We start from the raw sequence: 14,693 nt of genomic DNA on the forward strand, positions 1-14,693 counted from the left end.
CACGCGGACCGAGCGGCCCGAGTCCGTCGATGTGATCGACCTCCGTAGCAACATCACGTTGCAGAGGAGGCAGCACGGCGCAGCTCGGACACTCGCAGTACGGATGATCTTCAAGGTAACGAGCGCTGGCCTTGCGCCAACGTGCATCACGTCCTGCGTCCTTGTGCGCTGGCCTACTCGCCTCGGCCTCGGCCCTGCATGGTCCGCACTTCCCCATGGGGGTGAGGGTGGGGCAACCAGGAGTCGGGCACACCTGCATGGCCTTGCGTGGGCTCATGACTTCTTGGTGATCAACGCCTTCAACAGCTCCATGGCCTCGGCCTTGGTGAACCCTGCCTTCACGTACTCGGTGTAGAGCTCGTGCAGGGATACAGCAGCCGTCGCCAGCTTGGAGAGAGGACTGGTCGGCGCATCGTTGGGACTGTCCATGGAGCTGCCTCCTGAGCATGGCGAAGGCCCCGACCGCATTGCGTGGTCGGGGCCTTCGATGTCCTTGTCAGCCTGCATCTGGGCATGGCTGTACGCCCAAATCGTGGCGCGCGCGCGTGCGATAGTCAAGCGGGATGATCACGCGCGCTGTCCGGGGCGGGTGGGCTTGGGTGCGTCACGGGCGGCGAGGACGTCCGCCAACCTGTAGATCGGCCTCTTGGGCGTGCCTCCCATGCGGGTGAGGACGCCTCGGCGGACCCAGTCTCGGATGGTGGCCGGCTGCACCCCGCAGGCGAGGGCGGCCGTTGTGGTGGTGACCTGCCCGGGAGGCAGGGAGCGGTACTCCATGCCCGCCAGTGTCGCTGAGCAGCGGGTGCGCTCGCTGCTCGGTGGCCCGTGCTCAGGATGCGGACGGCATCGGCGGGCAGCAGGGTGGAGGGATGGAGCGAGCACCGGTCACCGTGCACCGGATCTCCGCGTCGGGTGGCCGGCGGGTGACGATCCGGGTGAACGGCGTGGACACGGTCCTCGGCGTCGCCTACACCGATCGCGACCTGATCAAGTTCCTGCGGCGCCTGGAGGTGCCGGACCCGGAGGAGCTCGTCCTGGGCGACTCACCGGGGATCGGTTGGCAGGGCGGGCATCCGCACGTGTACGAACAGCCGGAGGCCCCGCCCGATGTGTGATCGGGCGGGGCCGGGTCCCGAGTAGCGCCAGCAGCCCTGCGAGCGCGTATGGGATGCCTCGACAGTACGGGCCGGATCTGACAGCGGGCTGCCGCGGTCAGGCGGCAGGCCGCCACTCGCCGCGGTAGTCCGGGTGGTCGGCGTACGGTACGGCGAGGAGACGCACAGCGTCCCGCCACGAGTTCACAGCGCCCGTCATCAGGCCGTGGGGAACCGTGTCCTTCTTGGTAACGCTCAGGGCGAACTCCGCACCTGCCAGCCTGCGAAGAATCTGGCGCTTGGCTCCAATCTCGGCGAGGACGCGGGCCGGATCGTGGCGGGCGATGTGGGCTCGGTCGCCGGCGCGCGGTACGAATGCGACGGTGCCGGCGTTCTCGTCGTCGCGGATCTCGTTGGCCATGTCGTCCTGGTGCCAGCTGGCTGACCACTGCTGGTGGCCGTTGGCGGTCTGCTCGTCCTCGTGGAGGCGGGCGTGGAGGAACTGCACGAGGTCGTCCATGGGGTCATCCTGCCGTTCTGGTGTCGGTCTCGGCTGCGGTCTGTGCCGTGAGGTGCGGGTAGTACTCGCGGAAGGTCTCGGCGAGGGCGGCGAGGGCGGCGGCGTCCTCGCGCAGCTGGGTGTGCCACTGGGCGGCCGTCTCGTCGTCGATACCCGGGCAGTGGCCCGGGCGGGCCTCGGTGGCCTGGCTCACGGCCTGGCGCAGGTGGCGCATCGCCTCGTGCGCCAGGGTGGCGCGATGGCGCAGCCGCTCGGTCACGTCGTCGCGCGGTGTCGCGGCGTCGGCGAGGTCGCGGCGCACGGTGTCCTTGGAGATGCCCAGCTCAGTGGCGATGCGCCGCTGGGATGCGCCGGTCTGCGCCAGGCGGGCGACGGTGGCGCGGCGGTCGGCTCGGGTCTGCGGGGTTTGGCTCATGCGTGTGGGTCCCTGGCTCATGCGGGTGGTGTCCTGGCTCATGCGGGGCCGGGCCTGGCGCGGTGCGCGGGGCCCGGCCGTGCGCCGGTCAGTGCCGGGCGGCGTCGCGTAGTTCCTCGGCGTAGTCCTTGCGGCGGGTGCCGGGGGTGACGCCGGGGGCGTGGGCCAGGAGCTCGGTCTCGGCCTGGGCGACGAGGTCGGTGCGAATGCCGTAGTGCTCGGCGGCGAACTGGCCGGCGAGGAGCTCGCGGGAGGCCGGCCACATGAGGCTGTCGGGGCGGGAGCGGTCGAGGTAGTCGGCGATCTTCAGTAGCAGTGCGCGGCAGGTGTCGGTGGGCGGGGGTGTGGCAAGATCGGGCATAGTCGACTCCTTGGTCTCTCAAGGTGTTCGGTAGGCCCCTGTCGGTGTTCGCGCACCGGCGGGGGCCGTCGTGTGTACGGGGTCAGCCGACGGCCAGGAGCACCTCCTGCTCCTCCCGGTCGTGGTCCATCGAGGACTTCAGGTCGGCCCAGGAGTCGGGCGGGTACACGACGGCGCACCACGGGCAGGTGACCGCTTGGGGGGAGCTGTCGGGGTAGTAGCGCAGGACGGCCCCGCACAGGACGCCCGTGCTCGTTTCGGACGGGCAGGGGCCGAGGCGCTCACCGCGGGCGCGGGTGTCGGCCGGGCAGACGATGCCGAGGGCGTGCTCGTCGAGCTGCCGGATCGCGGTGGCGAGCGCGCCGGCCTCGGGCCAGGTGACGATGTAGTCGAGGTGGAACGCGAGCCGGGCGGCGGCCGTACGGACGCGGTCCTCGATCGTGCCGCTGATCACGGGGGCTGATCCGGCGCGTGAGGCCTGCATGCGGGTCCACCAGTCCTCGAGGACGCCCACGATGCCGCCCGGGCCGCGCAGGGTCAGGACGCGCAGCGACACGGGCAGGGGCGCCTCGACGAGGCCTACGCGGCCGTACGTGGGCGCGCCCGCCGAGGGGTGGAGCTCGGGCTGCAGCAACCGGTACAGGGCGGGGATGCGGCGCAGCCGGCCGAGGGTGGCGGACCGGCAGCGCTGGCACAGGGTCTCGCCGGCGGCCAGTTCCCCGCGGCAGGTGCAGGAGTTCATGAGGTGGGCTCCGTCGGTGTGTCAGGGCCGGGGCAGATGAACGGCCAGGGCAGGGCGGTGCCCGAGCAGGCCGGGCAGGTCTCGGCGTTGGCGCGGCCGCCGATGTGGACGGCGGGCGGCTGGCTCTTGCGGCGGCTCTTGCGGCGGTAGCCGAGGCAGGCGAGGACGAGGCCGACGAGGACGCTGACCGCCACCCAGACGGCGAGAACTTGCAGGAGCGTCCTCATGAGCGGCGGTCGAGGTCGGACACCCACGCTGCGCACACCGCGGCGACCTGGATCAGCTCGGCGCGCAGCCGGGCCGGGTCGGGCTCGGCCATGACCTCGGTGAACTCCTCGTAGAGGATGTGGCCCCAGGTGAGGCAGTCCTCGTCAGCGGCGTGCTGGCACTGGGCGTTGGCCTCCTGGGCCCAGCTGGCGTTGCCGAAGCTGGTGCCGTCGCGGTGGCGCTGGTCGCCCCACTTGGCGAGCTGCCGGCCGCGCTCGGCGTCGACCTCCTCGGCGAAGGCGGCCAGGCCGGGGGTGGTGAACAGGGTGGGGTACATCAGGGCTCCCGGAGGTGCAGCGGTACGACGGCGGGGGTGGGTCGGGTGTTGCTGGAGTGCTGGGGGCAGTAGTCGGGTGTGCCGTTGACGGTCCAGCCGAGGCGGGAGGCGTACGCGTACGCCTCGTCCGCGTCGCTGGTGGTGGTGAAGAGTTGGGTGGGGCAGCTGCCGTACTGGCCGGTGCGGTCGCAGCGGACCGTGATGGAGGCGCTCACTGCTGCGCCCCGGCGCGGGTGGGGGACGGCTGCCGTGCGGCGCGGCGCAGGACGCTGTCGGTGAGGTGGGACACGCACCCCTCGGTGTCGCAGGTCCGCCGGACGATCCCCTCGGGAGGCCGGCCGTACTTCACCTCGAAGGCCAGGCGGGGGCCCTTGGTCCTGCGGCCGCTCACGACCGTGCTGGGGCTGCCCACCCACAGCAGGTGTCCGTCCGGGCCCTGGACCGTCCGCAGGGCCAGGCGCTGCTGCGGGGTGGAGGGCTTCGGGTCGAGGAACGGGGGAATGTCGAGGGAGCGACGGAGCGTGCCGACGGAGTCGCGGCCTACGCCGGTGGCGTCGGTGATCTGCTGGTCGCTCATGGTCCGCATGCGCAGGAGCCGTTCGACCTCGTCCATGTCGCCGGCGCACCGTCCCGCGGGCGCGGCCTTGGGACGCTGGTACCCGGCCAGGGCCGCGCGTTCGTGGGTGTCCCGGCCTCCTCGGACATCCGCGCGGTAGGCGGGGGCGGCGGTGCCTTCCTCCTGCAGGGCCGCGTCCAGGCACAGGATGCGGACGGGGCAGCCCCTGCAGATGGCCTTGGCGGCGGCGGTGCTGGCTCGGAACTCGTCCTGGCGGTCGGCGCAGGCCGCCCGGTCGATCCAGTGGGCGCCTCGGCCGGTGTCGGCGTGGGGGCGGGAGCGGATGTTGGACACGAGGGTGGACATCGGGCCTCCTCAGGCTCCGTCGGGGGCGGTCAGGGTGACGGTCCAGTGGCTGCTGATCAGGTACTCGGCGATGGTCTCGGCGAGGAGCGCCGGGGTGGACCGGTCGGGCGGGACGAGGGTGCGGTAGTCCTCGATGGCGGCCGCGATGACCCGCAGCGCGGCGTCCGGGACACCGGTCACGGCTGGGCCCGGCCGGTCGCCGCCCGCCACTGCGCGAGCACGGGCTTGGGCACGGTGCCGTTCGGCGGGCAGCCCACGCCGGCCTGGCGCGCCCAGGCCCGCACCTCGGCAGGGACGTAGTCGCGGGTGGGAGACCGGCGGGTGCCTTTGCTCCCCTTCAGCTCGGCCTGCCGGGAGCGCAGACGCGTCATCCGCTGCTCCAGCGCATCCACCTCGCCGGAGATCCTCAGGAGCTCGGTCTCGTCTTTGTGCCTGGCGTGCAGGGATTCGAGCGCGTCGAGGGCCCGCTCGGCGTGTCGGCGGACCGCGGCCGCCTCGTGTCGGGTGCCCCAGGCGAGGAGCTCCACGGCGTTGGGTACGGCCGGGGGTTCCTCACGCGGAGGGATGTGGGCGCGGGCGGCGAGGGTCTTGTGAGTGTCGAGAATGGCGGTGACGTCGGCTAGGGCGGCGCCGGTCTGGTCGGCTATCTGCTGGTCGCTGTACCCGTCGCGGTGCATCTGCATCACGACGGCGGCGGAGACGCGCATGGTGGTCCTTCGGGGTGCGGGGGGCGGGTCAGCAGGGGCTGACGAGGTGGCGGTAGCCGACGATCGCGCCGGTGGAGTCGTGTACCGGGCCGTACGGGATGAGGAGGTCGGACCGGCCCCGGACGCACATGCCGACCGCGGGGTCGACGAGCAGGTGCGCGCCGCCGCGGCGGGCCGGCAGGTCCCGGACGGTGTGCCGCACCAGGTAGGTCTGGACGGGGCGGCCGCCGTGGTAGGTCCGCTCGCCGAAGTCGAGGTGTTCCAGGTGCAGTTCGGCGGGCGGGACCTCGGCGGCGAACACGGTGCAGCGGAGGTCGAGGGCGTCGTCGGTGATGACGTCGGGGGCTTCCGGTCCGTACAGGCGGACGGTCTCACCGGTCAGGTTGATGATCATGCGGGGTTCCTCTGGTCGGGGCGGCCCTCGGCCGCGGTGGTGGGGGAGGAGATGTGCCAGCCCTCGCGGCGGACGTCGGCCACGGCCTGCTCCCCGAGGAGGGCGGCGATCCGCTCGGGCAGTTCCACGCCGAGCGCCAGGAGCTCGCGCTGCACGGACGCCGCGATGACCGCGCCCACCGCGTCCGCCACGGCACCGAGCGGCCGGTTCACCGCGTCCACCCCTGCCAGCGCACCGGGCGCACGCCGGACCGCCCACGGGGCGCGGCACGGCCGCTGCGCCCGGCCCGGGGCGCGGTGCAGGTCGCGGCGTGCGGCTTGGCCAGCCACTCGTACGACTCGACGTTGGGGCGCTCGCCGTTGAGGCCGCGGGCGCGCAGGGTGCCGACTCCGTCGCGGTAGACGGCGGTGTTGCCGGCCGGGTCGGGGGCCGCGTTGACGGCCTGGCGGCGGCCGGCGGCGGTGATGGCCCACCGGATGGCCTGGCCGCAGCTGGGGCAGCCGGTGACGTCGTGGTCGCTGGGCATCGGCGGCCTCCCTCAGGCGCCCGGGAGCGCGATGCAGTCGCCCGTGAGGCACTGCACGTCGGCGCCGACCAGGTGGACGTGCAGGCCCTCGGAGGCCAGCTCCTCGGCGGCGGCGAGGGCGGCCGGGACGGGGTCGGCGCCCTTGAACGAGACCGGGGCGGTGTCGGCCCACTCCTCGTCGAGGTCCAGGGCGGCGGGGGCGAGGTGGATCGTCATGGTGTGTGGCCCTCTCAGGCGGTGTCGGTGTCGGTGGTGTCGTCGCGGAGGTGCTGGAAGGTCAGGCGGTGCCCGTAGACGCGGATGGCCTCGGTCCGGCCGAGCGAGCGGATCGCCCGCCGTACGGCCTCGGGATCGTCCTCGGCGGCCGCGCGCACCTCGGCGATCGTGGCCACGTGCTCGGGGTCACGGACCGACAGCAGGAGCGGCATCTGCCCCTGGCTGCTGGCGCTTTTCGTTTTGACCTCAGCGGCTCGGGCGTCGCGGCGCTGCTGGGTGGTGAGGGTCAGCTGCGGCGGGCCGGGCGGTGGAGGGTCGACGTCGAACGGGTCGGCCTCGGTCGGCGTGGTGTCGATCTCGTCGTACTCGGGCGGCTCGCCGAGGTCCTCCGGAGCGACCCCCAGGGTCAGGTGGTCACCAACATCAGCCGAATCCTGGGGTAGTACCTGGGTAACCCTGGGTTGTTCCGGGGACCGCCCCCGGAACCGTTCCGGGGACCGCCCCCGGAACTCATTCGGGGGACCGCCCCCGGAACTTTGCTCGGGGAAGTTCCGGGGACCGCCCCCCGAACTCGGGCTCTCAAGTTCCGGGGGCGGTCCCCCGAACTCCTCGGCCGGCTCTTCCTGCCACGGGGCTGGCTTGCGGGCCCTCTTCTTGGTCGGCTGGCTGGCCTCCAGGGAGGCGACCGCGGCAGTCCAGTCCGGGTGCGGAAGGACCATCACCTGGTACACCGTCTGTGTGCCCCGGCGGCGGGTCCCCACCACGGCGACGACCCCGGCGGCGATCGCGGCGTCGATGTGCCGCAGGCAGTCCTTCTCATCCATCACGGCGCCCGACGCGATGTCCGAGATCCGCATCGGCTTGCCGTCCCGTGCGAACCGCAGCTCGCCACGGGTGTTGGCCGCCGTACCCAGGGCGTAGAGCAGCTTCACGAACCCCTGCTTCAGGGGGCGGGGCAGCTCCCGGCTCCAGCGCCAGTAGAGGATGTTGCGGAAGCTGTGCGGGACGCCGCCGCTGGTGTGGTCCGGCTGCTGGTCGTCGGGCACGATCGCCTCTCTTGGTCCGGGTGATGCTGTGGTGCGGGCGGGAGTGGCGTCATCGAGGGCCGCGGACCCGGGCCATCAGGGCGGCGGGGACGGACAGGCACAGCGGGCTGGTCTCGTACCGGCCGCCCGGGACCGGCTGGAGCCAGCCGCGCTGCTCGAGCACGCGCAGCTGCACGACGACCAGCCCGGGCGTGAGACCGGTGGTCGCGGCGAGGCCGTCGACGCCGGGCTGCCGGTTCGCGGGGATGACCCCGTCGGGGCTCGCGTACACCCCGAGGACCAGGCCGACCAGCTTGGTGTGGGGGATCAGGCGCGCCTCACGCACGGCCAGCAGGTAGTGGCCGCGGAACGCGCGGTAGGACCCGGCGAGGACCGGGGGCTTGGTGATCCGCGCGGCGAGGGCGGCGGGCGTGGGGATGGCAGTGGTCATGGGGTCAGTCCTCCGGAGGCGCGTCGTCGGTGTGCGGGTCGGGGTCGGGGAGTTGGAGGTTGAGGTAGGACCCGGCGGGCCAGCCCGGACCGGGCGGCGTCTCGGGCCGCCCGGCCAGCGCGTTGGGGGTATGCCGGTCGCAGCGCCACCCGCAGGGGTACAGGCGGGCGGGCTGCAGGCTGTGCGGCAGGAGCAGGGCCTCGCAGGGCCGGGGCGAGCGGCTCACGTCCGGCGGACGGCCGCCGCCACGGCGGCCTGCCACCCGGCGACCACGGCCCGGACTAGGAAGATCAGTCCGGCCAGAAGGGCGACCGTCCACGCGAGGAGGCCGGTGAACAGCAGGACCAGGAGGACGAGGGCGGGCAGGTAGCCGGTCATCCCAGCCCCGGCTCTCTCTGCTGCGGGACCGTTGCCATCGGTGTCTGCAGCGCGGCCAGCTCCCGCCTGAACCATTCGTTATCGGTCTCGGCGGCGCGCAGCATGTCGCACAGCCGGACCGCACGCTCGCGCCAGGCACGGACCTCGGCGGAGAGCTCCTGGGCCCCCTCGACCGTCTTCAGACCCTGCAGCACGCGAATCTGCGCACGGAGGTTGGCCTCGACCGGCTCCGGGGTGTCGGACTCGATCGGTACCGGGGGCGGCCCCGGCCGCACGACCAGCCGGGGGGCCTTGCGCGCCGCGTCGAGCTGGAGCTGCAGGTACTCGGCCCGCGCCTGCAGGCGTCGCCGGGACGCCCACCACCCGGTCACAGCGCCTCCTCCGCGCCGGTGGGCAGCTCCATCTCGTCGGTGTACTCGGTGTCGTCGTGCACGGGTCCTCCGGGGATCAGGTGGCCGCAGTCGTCGCAGACGAGGCCGGCCGGGGTGCGGGTGTGGGGGGTGGTCAGGTGGGCGCAGCGGGTGGTGTGGCAGGCGGCCCACTCGTCCGGTGCGCCGCCGCCGCGGCGGTGCCGGCCGCTGCCGGGGTTGGACAGCAGATCCGTGGCGGGCAGGACCACCGCCGGGTACCGGTGGAGCGGCTGCCTTTCCAGTCGGCGCCGCACCAGGTACTGCGCGAGGTGCACGACGAGGCAGACCAGTGCGAATAGAAGTAAGGGCAGCTCACGAGGCATGGGGCGCGACCTCCAGCCAGGCCGGCACGGCGTCGCCCACGATGGTCAGGTCGACCGCTACGTCGCCGCGGCGACCGCGCACGGTGTACTCGCCGTCCATGTAGGCACCGCTCGCGGTCCCAGCCTCGAACCAGCAGATCCACCAGCGCAGGCAGTCGACGGACTGCGGGCGCACGGTGATCCGCAGCTTCGTGGCGGACCGCACGTCGGTGTGTGTCACGTCGTGCTGGGACAGGCGCAGCCGCAGGGCCAGGTCCGCGGCCGGGGAATCCTCGGCGACATCCAGGCCGACGGTGTGGCGCTCCTCGAGGAACGCGGGCAGCCGTACGGCCGTCCGTTCAGCCCGGGCGGCCGCGGTCTCCGGAGACTGCAGCAGCCGGCAGTCCTCCAGTGCCTGCGCCAGTTCCTCCGGCGTCTGGTGTCCGACCTCCATCGCCGCGCGCAATCGGCCTGCGGCGGCCTGGACTCGCAGTGAGGCGGTCATTCGCTCGCACCGCCGGTACGGCCCGCTGCGGCGGCCTCCAACCCGGGCGGCAGCGCGATGCCGTGCCCGGACAGCTTGACCTTGACCCCCTGGAAAACCGCGACAGCGGCGAGCCAGCTGGTACCCCCGTGCGTGAGCAGGTCGATGGCTTCGGCGGGGACCGTGAGCGCGGTGCACCACTGCTCGAATTCGTACGGCGTGTCGAGCTGAAGGTCGACCGTCGAGACACCCTCGAAGGTGTGGATGACGACGTACGGCGGCGTGGGGAGGCCGGCGTACATGTCCAGCAGGGAGGACAACGCCGCCGAGGCGCTCGCCAGGGCGGGGTGTGGAGGCGTCGGGCTACTCTGGTGGTTCACGGTGTGCCTCTCAGTCGGTGTGTGAGGTGCGTCGGGGGCCCTCGGACCTAGCCCGTCCGGGTGGCCCCTTCTGTATTCAGGCGGCGTTCTGGGTGGCCGAATTGCGCCGCCTGGCCGTCGCGGCCTTGAGCGCCATACGCGAGAAGTGGGCCGAGCGCAGCGACTTGGCGACGCGGGCGATGTCCTCCTCCGTCGCGTCGGGGTGCATTTCGCGGGCCTGCTTCTCGAACCTGCCAGCGGCCGCCGCGCGGGCCTTGGCCGTACGGCTGGCCGGGTCGCGGGTCGCGGCCCAACTGATGTGCGCAGCCAGCCGGGCACGCAGGGACCTCTCTTCCGGGCTCATGCGTCGATCTCCTCTCGATCCCCATTCGAGGATGGGGATGGTGTTGGCACGAAAAGCGCCCTGCGGCGCACGTCGACCGCCTCCGCGATGCGGGTGGCCTGCGTGTCCGTCACGGTGGGGCGCTCCTCGGTGATGAGCCTCTGGATCTTGCTGGGCGACAGTCCAACCGCCCTGGCCAGGCTGCGCACGGTGTGCGCTGTCCCGGTGGACTCGGGGCTCTGCATGAGCCGCCGGAGCAGCCGGCCGTCGTGTACGCGGTATCTGCCTGGGCGCACTGCTGTCCCTTCCTTCATCCCCATTCGAGGATGGGGATAGCTAAGCACAGCGCTAGCCGGGGGTCTACCCCGGCGCACAAAGAAGCGAGTGAGCGTCAACGCGCCCCACAGTTTTCAGCCTCTTTACGCAGGCCGCATACCCATCCTCGTACGGGGTTGTGGACAATGGGGCCGCGACTGTGCGACTCAAGCGCGGGTGGGACACCATCCATCGCCCAGGCGTCAGATGGGGAGCCGATGACCGCCGACAGAGTGGAAACCTTCGCTGACCTGGTGGCAGAAGCCGCGGGGACAGGGCGACCGCTGACCTATGAGCAGCTCGCACAGAAGAGCGTCGACCCAGAGAGCGGGTACAAGCCGAGCCCCAACCTCGTGTGGCGCATCGCGACCGGGGCGGCCATCAAGGTCAACCCTGAACTCGTCCGGGCGATGGCGGCCGGCCTCAAGCTGCCGCTGTCCCGGGTCCAGGCGGCAGCGGCCTTCCAGTTCACCGGGTTCCTCACCTCGGACCTGGGTGGCGGGAAGGTCGTGCATATGCCGGATGCGGATGTCGCGGATGCACCCAAGTCCCGTGCCAAGATGGCGGATTGGGCGGATGATGAATCTGAGATTCCGCACAACCGTTCCGCAGAGTGACTGGTCATACCTGTCGCGCGACCGATTGCGCCGGTCGTTTCCCGTTGAATCACTATGGGGGGAACGTGTGAAGGCGTAGAGTGACGAACGCCTCGCAGCGATCGAACGTGCGTACGACCGGCGTGCCCTGGTCTGCTCACGGTGGACAGGGGGTCATGTGGCGACCGAGGTACTCGTAGAGCGCGCCGACCTGGACGATGGAGTCCTGATGATCTACAAGGTGTTCAGCCGGCGCGTGCGCATGGCATTCGATCCCACCCGCACCACCGAGCGCGCTGCTCTTACGCTGCTGGGCCAGCGCGTACCTGGTGTCGACGCGATGGAAGTCCGCCGCGCCGACACCTGAACGCTTCCGCTCCGAGCCCCGACCGCCGGCTACTTCAGCCGGTCGCCGGGGCTCAGGCGTTTGTGGGCCTCGCGGGCACGCTCGGCGCCGGCCGACGAGGCGTACCGCGACAGCATCTGACGGGACCGCCACCCCGTGATGCGCATCAGGTCATCCTCGTTACCCTCGCCGAGCTTCCACTGGTGCGCGAACGTGTGCCGGAACTGGTGCGGGTGGATGTGCGGAATCCCGGCCTCGCTGCAGCGATTCCGAACCATGGTCCCGACGCCCCAGATTGTCAGCCGGTTGCCGGACCGCTCGCCCCACCACAGCGGGTCCTCCGGCTTGGCGGCGCGGCCGCGGTGCTTGGCCAGGGCGCGCAGGTACCGGTCGAGTGCCTGCGCCGTCGTGCGGCCGAACGGCACGGTGCGCGGCCGCCGCCCCTTGCCGAGGACGCGGAGCACCATCAGGTCCAGGTCGAGGTCGTCGATGGTCCGCTCCGTCAGCTCGGACAGCCGGACACCGGTGTCGATGAAGAGCATGAGAATCGCCGTGTCTCGGCGGTCCTTGTAGGCCTTCCCCGAGCAGGCCTTGAGCAGCTGCTTCAACGCGTCGTCAGAGATGATCGGCACCTCCACCTCCGGCACCGTGGGCGGCTTCATGGTCCGCATCGGCGAGCGGTCCATCTCCTCCTCGTCCACAAGCCAGTTGAAGAACGTCTTGAGGCTGCGGAACTGCTGGTTCGCGCTCGCTGCGGACGTCCTCTCCGTGAGCGCGATCAGGTACGCCTCGACGTGTTCGCGGTGGACATCGTCCAGTGTTCGCGGAGCCGCGCGGCCTCCGTCCTCGTCCGGCTTGTAGTCGGCGAGAAGGAAGTCGGCCAGGCCCTGGCCGGCGCGGCGGTAGACGATCAGGGTGTTCTCGGCGAGGTTGCGGGCGCGCAGGGAGCGGACCCAGCTGGCCACGTCGGGGGAGAGGTTGTAGCGATCAGATGGAGTGGGCTCGAGGAACGTGGCTGCGGGCACGGGTGGCACTCTCCAGAGGTTCGCGTTCGGGTATGCGAATGGAGCTCACCCCGGATGGCCGGCCAGGTGTTCCGGGGGGAGTGCCTGAACGCTACGCCCGATTCGCGAACTGGGCTAGGCACATGGCCAATTAGCGCTGTGCGGAACGCGGGGAAAAAAGATGACCAGCGTTTCCGCTGGTCAGATGGTTAAGTGCCCCCGGCAGGACTCGAACCTGCGGCCAAGTGCTTAGAAGGCACCTGCTCTATCCACTGAGCTACGGGGGCCGGAAGGTGGCCTTGGTGGGCCTGGAGCCCCTGGTGGGGGTGGGGCTGAGGTCCGCGCCGGGTCAAGGATAGGGCTCCGGTTGCCTTGTCCCGGTTGCTTCACTCGCGGGCCACGATGTGGAGGTTCGGTGAAGCGGTCCCGATAATCGCAGGCAGGTGCGATTCTCGCATCGCTTTTGCGCCGCGGCGCCCTGGGTGTTGTGCACTCGTTATGCCTGCGCCCCACTCGTCCGTCGTGCCCAGAATGTCCCACTGGAGTCGCACTCGGCGCGCAGAGGACGTATAAGCTTCAAAAATGGTCCCAAATTGGGCATTCTTCGCATGTGGTGACCTTGGATGTTCGGCCTCAGCTGCTCGATGCCCTGTCCGCCCTGCGCGACCGGGTCGCGTCCGTGCGTCTGCCGCTGCCCCTGCCCGGCGCTCCGCGCGCCCGCCAGACCAGAGCGGAGCTGCTCGCGCAGCTCGACGACTACCTCGTACCCCGGCTGAAGGCGCCCGAGGCGCCGATGCTCGCCGTCGTCGGCGGGTCCACCGGGGCCGGTAAGTCCACCCTCGTCAACTCCCTCGTCGGCCGACAGGTCAGCGAAGCCGGGGTGCTGCGCCCGACCACGCGCACACCGGTGCTCGTCTGCCATCCGGATGACCACCACTGGTTCGCCGGAATGCGCGTACTGCCCGACCTGATGCGGGTCTGGGTGCCGCACGAGGAAGAAGAGGTGCCCCCCGCCGCCAAGTCCCGGCTCCGCGAGCGCGGACCGGCCAACACCCACGCGACCCGCGAGATGCGGATCGAGACCGTTTCCAGCCTGCCGCGCGGCCTGGCCATCCTCGACGCGCCCGACATCGACTCCCTCGTCGTCGAGAACCGCACCCTCGCCGCCGAACTCATCTGTGCCGCCGACGTCTGGGTGATGGTCACCACCGCCTCGCGGTACGCCGACGCCGTCCCCTGGCACCTGCTGCGCACCGCCAAGCAGTACAAAGCCACCCTCATCACCGTCCTCGACCGGGTCCCGCACCAAGTGCTCGCCGAGGTGTCACGGCAGTACGGGGCCCTGCTCACCAAGGCCGGGCTGGGCGACGTACCGCGGTTCACCGTCCCCGAACTGCCCGAGTCCGCCGGCGGGGGCGGGCTGCTGCCGGCCAGCGCCGTCGCCCCGCTGTTCGCCTGGCTCGCCCACCACGCGCAGGACCCGGCCGCCCGGCAGTACGCCGTCGGGCGCACCGCGCTCGGCGCGCTGGACTCCCTCGGGCGCCGGATGCCGGAGCTCGCCTCCGCCGTCGCCGCCCAGCACGCCGCCGCCGTACGGATGACTTCGGCCGTCGAGGACGCGTACAAACGAGAGGGCAAGCGGGTCCGCAACCGCCTCGACCACGGCGCCGTACTGGCCGGGGACGCACTGACCCGGTGGCGCGGCTACCCGCTCGACACGAGCGCCGACGAACTGCTGGACTCGCTCGCCGAATCCCTCGCCGCCCTCCTCCAGTGCGCCGTCGCCGCCGCCGACGAGCGCATCGCCGAGGCCTGGCGGCGCGAACCGGCCGCCGGCGCCGTGTCACTGCCCGCGCCCGACCGGGAGGCGGGCGAACGCATCGGCATGGCCGTACGCCGGTGGCGGCGGGTCCTGGAGGAACTCGCCGAGGAGGAGGTGGCCAAGCTCGACAAGCAGCCCGCACCCGACCCCGACGGCGTCGCCGCCCTGCTCGTCGCCGCCCTCCTCGGCGGCAAACGGGCCCGGCCCGCGGGCGAGAAGCTCGCCGAACGGATCGGCGCGCAGGCCGCCCTGCGGCTGCGCGACCGGGGCGGGGAACTGGTCGGCGACCACCTCGACCAGGTGCTGCGCGCCGAACGCGACCGCCGGCTCGGCCCGCTGGAGGCGCTCGAAGTGACCCCCGAACCACAGGCCGAGCTGATTGCCGCGCTGTCCGTACTGCAGAAGGAGAGGTGACGC

The 14,693-nt window shown here is 71.8% G+C and carries 30 protein-coding genes and 1 tRNA gene; 4 read left to right on the plus strand and 27 right to left on the minus strand.

Features of this window, described 5'->3' with window-relative positions; all coding sequences use genetic code 11:
* Positions 1-273 precede the first annotated feature (273 nt).
* Positions 274-429, minus strand: coding sequence for a hypothetical protein (locus ACGFZK_RS32520; RefSeq protein WP_393852440.1), 156 nt, complete (start codon positions 427-429; stop codon positions 274-276).
* 138 nt (positions 430-567) lie between these two features.
* On the minus strand, positions 568-777 hold the full coding sequence (locus ACGFZK_RS32525) for a hypothetical protein (protein ID WP_393852441.1): 210 nt from the start codon (positions 775-777) through the stop codon (positions 568-570).
* Positions 778-869: 92 nt separating this feature from the next.
* Between ACGFZK_RS32525 and ACGFZK_RS32530 the strand changes: the two genes are divergently transcribed.
* Positions 870-1,115 carry a hypothetical protein gene (locus ACGFZK_RS32530; RefSeq protein WP_393852442.1) on the plus strand — a complete coding sequence of 82 codons (246 nt, stop codon included), beginning with the start codon at positions 870-872 and terminating at the stop codon, positions 1,113-1,115.
* A gap of 97 nt (positions 1,116-1,212) precedes the next feature.
* On the opposite strand, the gene ACGFZK_RS32535 is transcribed toward ACGFZK_RS32530, so the two are convergent.
* The 23 genes from ACGFZK_RS32535 to ACGFZK_RS32645 all read right to left on the minus strand — a co-directional run bounded on the left by ACGFZK_RS32535 (position 1,213) and on the right by ACGFZK_RS32645 (position 10,214).
* Positions 1,213-1,614 (minus strand): DUF6221 family protein, encoded by a 402-nt coding sequence (locus ACGFZK_RS32535; RefSeq protein ID WP_393852443.1) that lies wholly within the window; start codon positions 1,612-1,614, stop codon positions 1,213-1,215.
* Between the two features lie 4 nt (positions 1,615-1,618).
* On the minus strand, positions 1,619-2,029 hold the full coding sequence (locus ACGFZK_RS32540; protein WP_393852444.1) for a helix-turn-helix domain-containing protein: 411 nt from the start codon (positions 2,027-2,029) through the stop codon (positions 1,619-1,621).
* 88 nt (positions 2,030-2,117) lie between these two features.
* Positions 2,118-2,390, minus strand: a complete 273-nt coding sequence (locus ACGFZK_RS32545) for a hypothetical protein (protein ID WP_393852445.1) — start codon at positions 2,388-2,390, stop codon at positions 2,118-2,120.
* Between the two features lie 82 nt (positions 2,391-2,472).
* On the minus strand, positions 2,473-3,132 hold the full coding sequence (locus ACGFZK_RS32550) for a hypothetical protein (protein ID WP_393852446.1): 660 nt from the start codon (positions 3,130-3,132) through the stop codon (positions 2,473-2,475).
* On the minus strand, positions 3,129-3,359 hold the full coding sequence (locus ACGFZK_RS32555) for a hypothetical protein (protein WP_393852447.1): 231 nt from the start codon (positions 3,357-3,359) through the stop codon (positions 3,129-3,131). Before ACGFZK_RS32555 ends, ACGFZK_RS32550 begins: the two co-directional genes overlap by 4 nt.
* A complete protein-coding gene (locus ACGFZK_RS32560; RefSeq protein ID WP_393852448.1) occupies positions 3,356-3,676 on the minus strand; it encodes a hypothetical protein in 321 nt (106 codons plus the stop codon). Before ACGFZK_RS32560 ends, ACGFZK_RS32555 begins: the two co-directional genes overlap by 4 nt.
* Positions 3,676-3,891, minus strand: a complete 216-nt coding sequence (locus tag ACGFZK_RS32565; protein WP_393852449.1) for a hypothetical protein — start codon at positions 3,889-3,891, stop codon at positions 3,676-3,678. Before ACGFZK_RS32565 ends, ACGFZK_RS32560 begins: the two co-directional genes overlap by 1 nt.
* Entirely contained in the window at positions 3,888-4,598 is a 711-nt protein-coding gene (locus tag ACGFZK_RS32570) for a WhiB family transcriptional regulator (protein WP_393852450.1), read from the minus strand. Before ACGFZK_RS32570 ends, ACGFZK_RS32565 begins: the two co-directional genes overlap by 4 nt.
* A 9-nt stretch (positions 4,599-4,607) precedes the next feature.
* Positions 4,608-4,778, minus strand: coding sequence for a hypothetical protein (locus ACGFZK_RS32575; RefSeq protein ID WP_393852451.1), 171 nt, complete (start codon positions 4,776-4,778; stop codon positions 4,608-4,610).
* Positions 4,775-5,305, minus strand: a complete 531-nt coding sequence (locus ACGFZK_RS32580; protein WP_393852452.1) for a hypothetical protein — start codon at positions 5,303-5,305, stop codon at positions 4,775-4,777. Before ACGFZK_RS32580 ends, ACGFZK_RS32575 begins: the two co-directional genes overlap by 4 nt.
* Positions 5,306-5,333: 28 nt before the next feature.
* Positions 5,334-5,699 (minus strand): hypothetical protein, encoded by a 366-nt coding sequence (locus tag ACGFZK_RS32585; protein WP_393852453.1) that lies wholly within the window; start codon positions 5,697-5,699, stop codon positions 5,334-5,336.
* Positions 5,696-5,920 carry a hypothetical protein gene (locus ACGFZK_RS32590; RefSeq protein WP_393852454.1) on the minus strand — a complete coding sequence of 75 codons (225 nt, stop codon included), beginning with the start codon at positions 5,918-5,920 and terminating at the stop codon, positions 5,696-5,698. The genes ACGFZK_RS32585 and ACGFZK_RS32590 overlap by 4 nt, the downstream gene beginning before the upstream one ends.
* Positions 5,908-6,225 (minus strand): hypothetical protein, encoded by a 318-nt coding sequence (locus tag ACGFZK_RS32595; RefSeq protein WP_393852455.1) that lies wholly within the window; start codon positions 6,223-6,225, stop codon positions 5,908-5,910. The genes ACGFZK_RS32590 and ACGFZK_RS32595 overlap by 13 nt, the downstream gene beginning before the upstream one ends.
* Before the next feature lie 12 nt (positions 6,226-6,237).
* Positions 6,238-6,441, minus strand: coding sequence for a hypothetical protein (locus ACGFZK_RS32600; RefSeq protein WP_393852456.1), 204 nt, complete (start codon positions 6,439-6,441; stop codon positions 6,238-6,240).
* 14 nt (positions 6,442-6,455) lie between these two features.
* Positions 6,456-7,487: a hypothetical protein gene (locus ACGFZK_RS32605; protein ID WP_393852457.1), complete on the minus strand. Its 1,032-nt coding sequence runs from the start codon at positions 7,485-7,487 to the stop codon at positions 6,456-6,458.
* Positions 7,488-7,536: 49 nt separating this feature from the next.
* Positions 7,537-7,917, minus strand: a complete 381-nt coding sequence (locus ACGFZK_RS32610) for a hypothetical protein (RefSeq protein WP_393852458.1) — start codon at positions 7,915-7,917, stop codon at positions 7,537-7,539.
* Positions 7,918-7,921: 4 nt separating this feature from the next.
* A complete protein-coding gene (locus ACGFZK_RS32615; RefSeq protein WP_393852459.1) occupies positions 7,922-8,143 on the minus strand; it encodes a hypothetical protein in 222 nt (73 codons plus the stop codon).
* On the minus strand, positions 8,140-8,295 hold the full coding sequence (locus ACGFZK_RS32620; RefSeq protein ID WP_393852460.1) for a hypothetical protein: 156 nt from the start codon (positions 8,293-8,295) through the stop codon (positions 8,140-8,142). The genes ACGFZK_RS32615 and ACGFZK_RS32620 overlap by 4 nt, the downstream gene beginning before the upstream one ends.
* Positions 8,292-8,666, minus strand: coding sequence for a hypothetical protein (locus tag ACGFZK_RS32625; RefSeq protein WP_393852461.1), 375 nt, complete (start codon positions 8,664-8,666; stop codon positions 8,292-8,294). Before ACGFZK_RS32625 ends, ACGFZK_RS32620 begins: the two co-directional genes overlap by 4 nt.
* On the minus strand, positions 8,663-9,028 hold the full coding sequence (locus ACGFZK_RS32630; RefSeq protein WP_393852462.1) for a hypothetical protein: 366 nt from the start codon (positions 9,026-9,028) through the stop codon (positions 8,663-8,665). Before ACGFZK_RS32630 ends, ACGFZK_RS32625 begins: the two co-directional genes overlap by 4 nt.
* The gene (locus ACGFZK_RS32635; protein WP_393852463.1) at positions 9,018-9,512 is read right to left on the minus strand and encodes a hypothetical protein; all 495 of its coding nucleotides are present in this window, start codon (positions 9,510-9,512) and stop codon (positions 9,018-9,020) included. Before ACGFZK_RS32635 ends, ACGFZK_RS32630 begins: the two co-directional genes overlap by 11 nt.
* Positions 9,509-9,871 carry a hypothetical protein gene (locus ACGFZK_RS32640; RefSeq protein ID WP_393852464.1) on the minus strand — a complete coding sequence of 121 codons (363 nt, stop codon included), beginning with the start codon at positions 9,869-9,871 and terminating at the stop codon, positions 9,509-9,511. Before ACGFZK_RS32640 ends, ACGFZK_RS32635 begins: the two co-directional genes overlap by 4 nt.
* 76 nt (positions 9,872-9,947) lie before the next feature.
* Entirely contained in the window at positions 9,948-10,214 is a 267-nt protein-coding gene (locus ACGFZK_RS32645) for a hypothetical protein (RefSeq protein WP_393852465.1), read from the minus strand.
* Between the two features lie 512 nt (positions 10,215-10,726).
* Between ACGFZK_RS32645 and ACGFZK_RS32650 the strand changes: the two genes are divergently transcribed.
* Together ACGFZK_RS32650 and ACGFZK_RS32655 are read left to right on the plus strand one after the other, a co-directional pair.
* Positions 10,727-11,125 carry a hypothetical protein gene (locus ACGFZK_RS32650; RefSeq protein WP_393852466.1) on the plus strand — a complete coding sequence of 133 codons (399 nt, stop codon included), beginning with the start codon at positions 10,727-10,729 and terminating at the stop codon, positions 11,123-11,125.
* A 208-nt stretch (positions 11,126-11,333) separates the two neighbouring features.
* Positions 11,334-11,471, plus strand: coding sequence for a hypothetical protein (locus ACGFZK_RS32655; RefSeq protein ID WP_393852467.1), 138 nt, complete (start codon positions 11,334-11,336; stop codon positions 11,469-11,471).
* 29 nt (positions 11,472-11,500) lie between these two features.
* Here ACGFZK_RS32655 and ACGFZK_RS32660 read toward each other — a convergent pair whose 3' ends face one another.
* Together ACGFZK_RS32660 and ACGFZK_RS32665 are read right to left on the minus strand one after the other, a co-directional pair.
* Complete coding sequence (locus ACGFZK_RS32660) at positions 11,501-12,475, minus strand: tyrosine-type recombinase/integrase (RefSeq protein ID WP_393852468.1); 975 nt, start codon at positions 12,473-12,475, stop codon at positions 11,501-11,503.
* 193 nt (positions 12,476-12,668) lie between these two features.
* A tRNA-Arg gene (locus ACGFZK_RS32665) sits at positions 12,669-12,741 on the minus strand.
* A gap of 332 nt (positions 12,742-13,073) precedes the next feature.
* Here ACGFZK_RS32665 and ACGFZK_RS32670 point away from each other — a divergent pair.
* Entirely contained in the window at positions 13,074-14,690 is a 1,617-nt protein-coding gene (locus ACGFZK_RS32670) for a dynamin family protein (RefSeq protein WP_393852469.1), read from the plus strand.
* Positions 14,691-14,693 lie beyond the last annotated feature (3 nt).

Origin of the sequence: Streptomyces sp. NPDC048257 (genome assembly GCF_043201855.1) — a bacterium.
GTDB lineage: Bacteria > Actinomycetota > Actinomycetes > Streptomycetales > Streptomycetaceae > Streptomyces.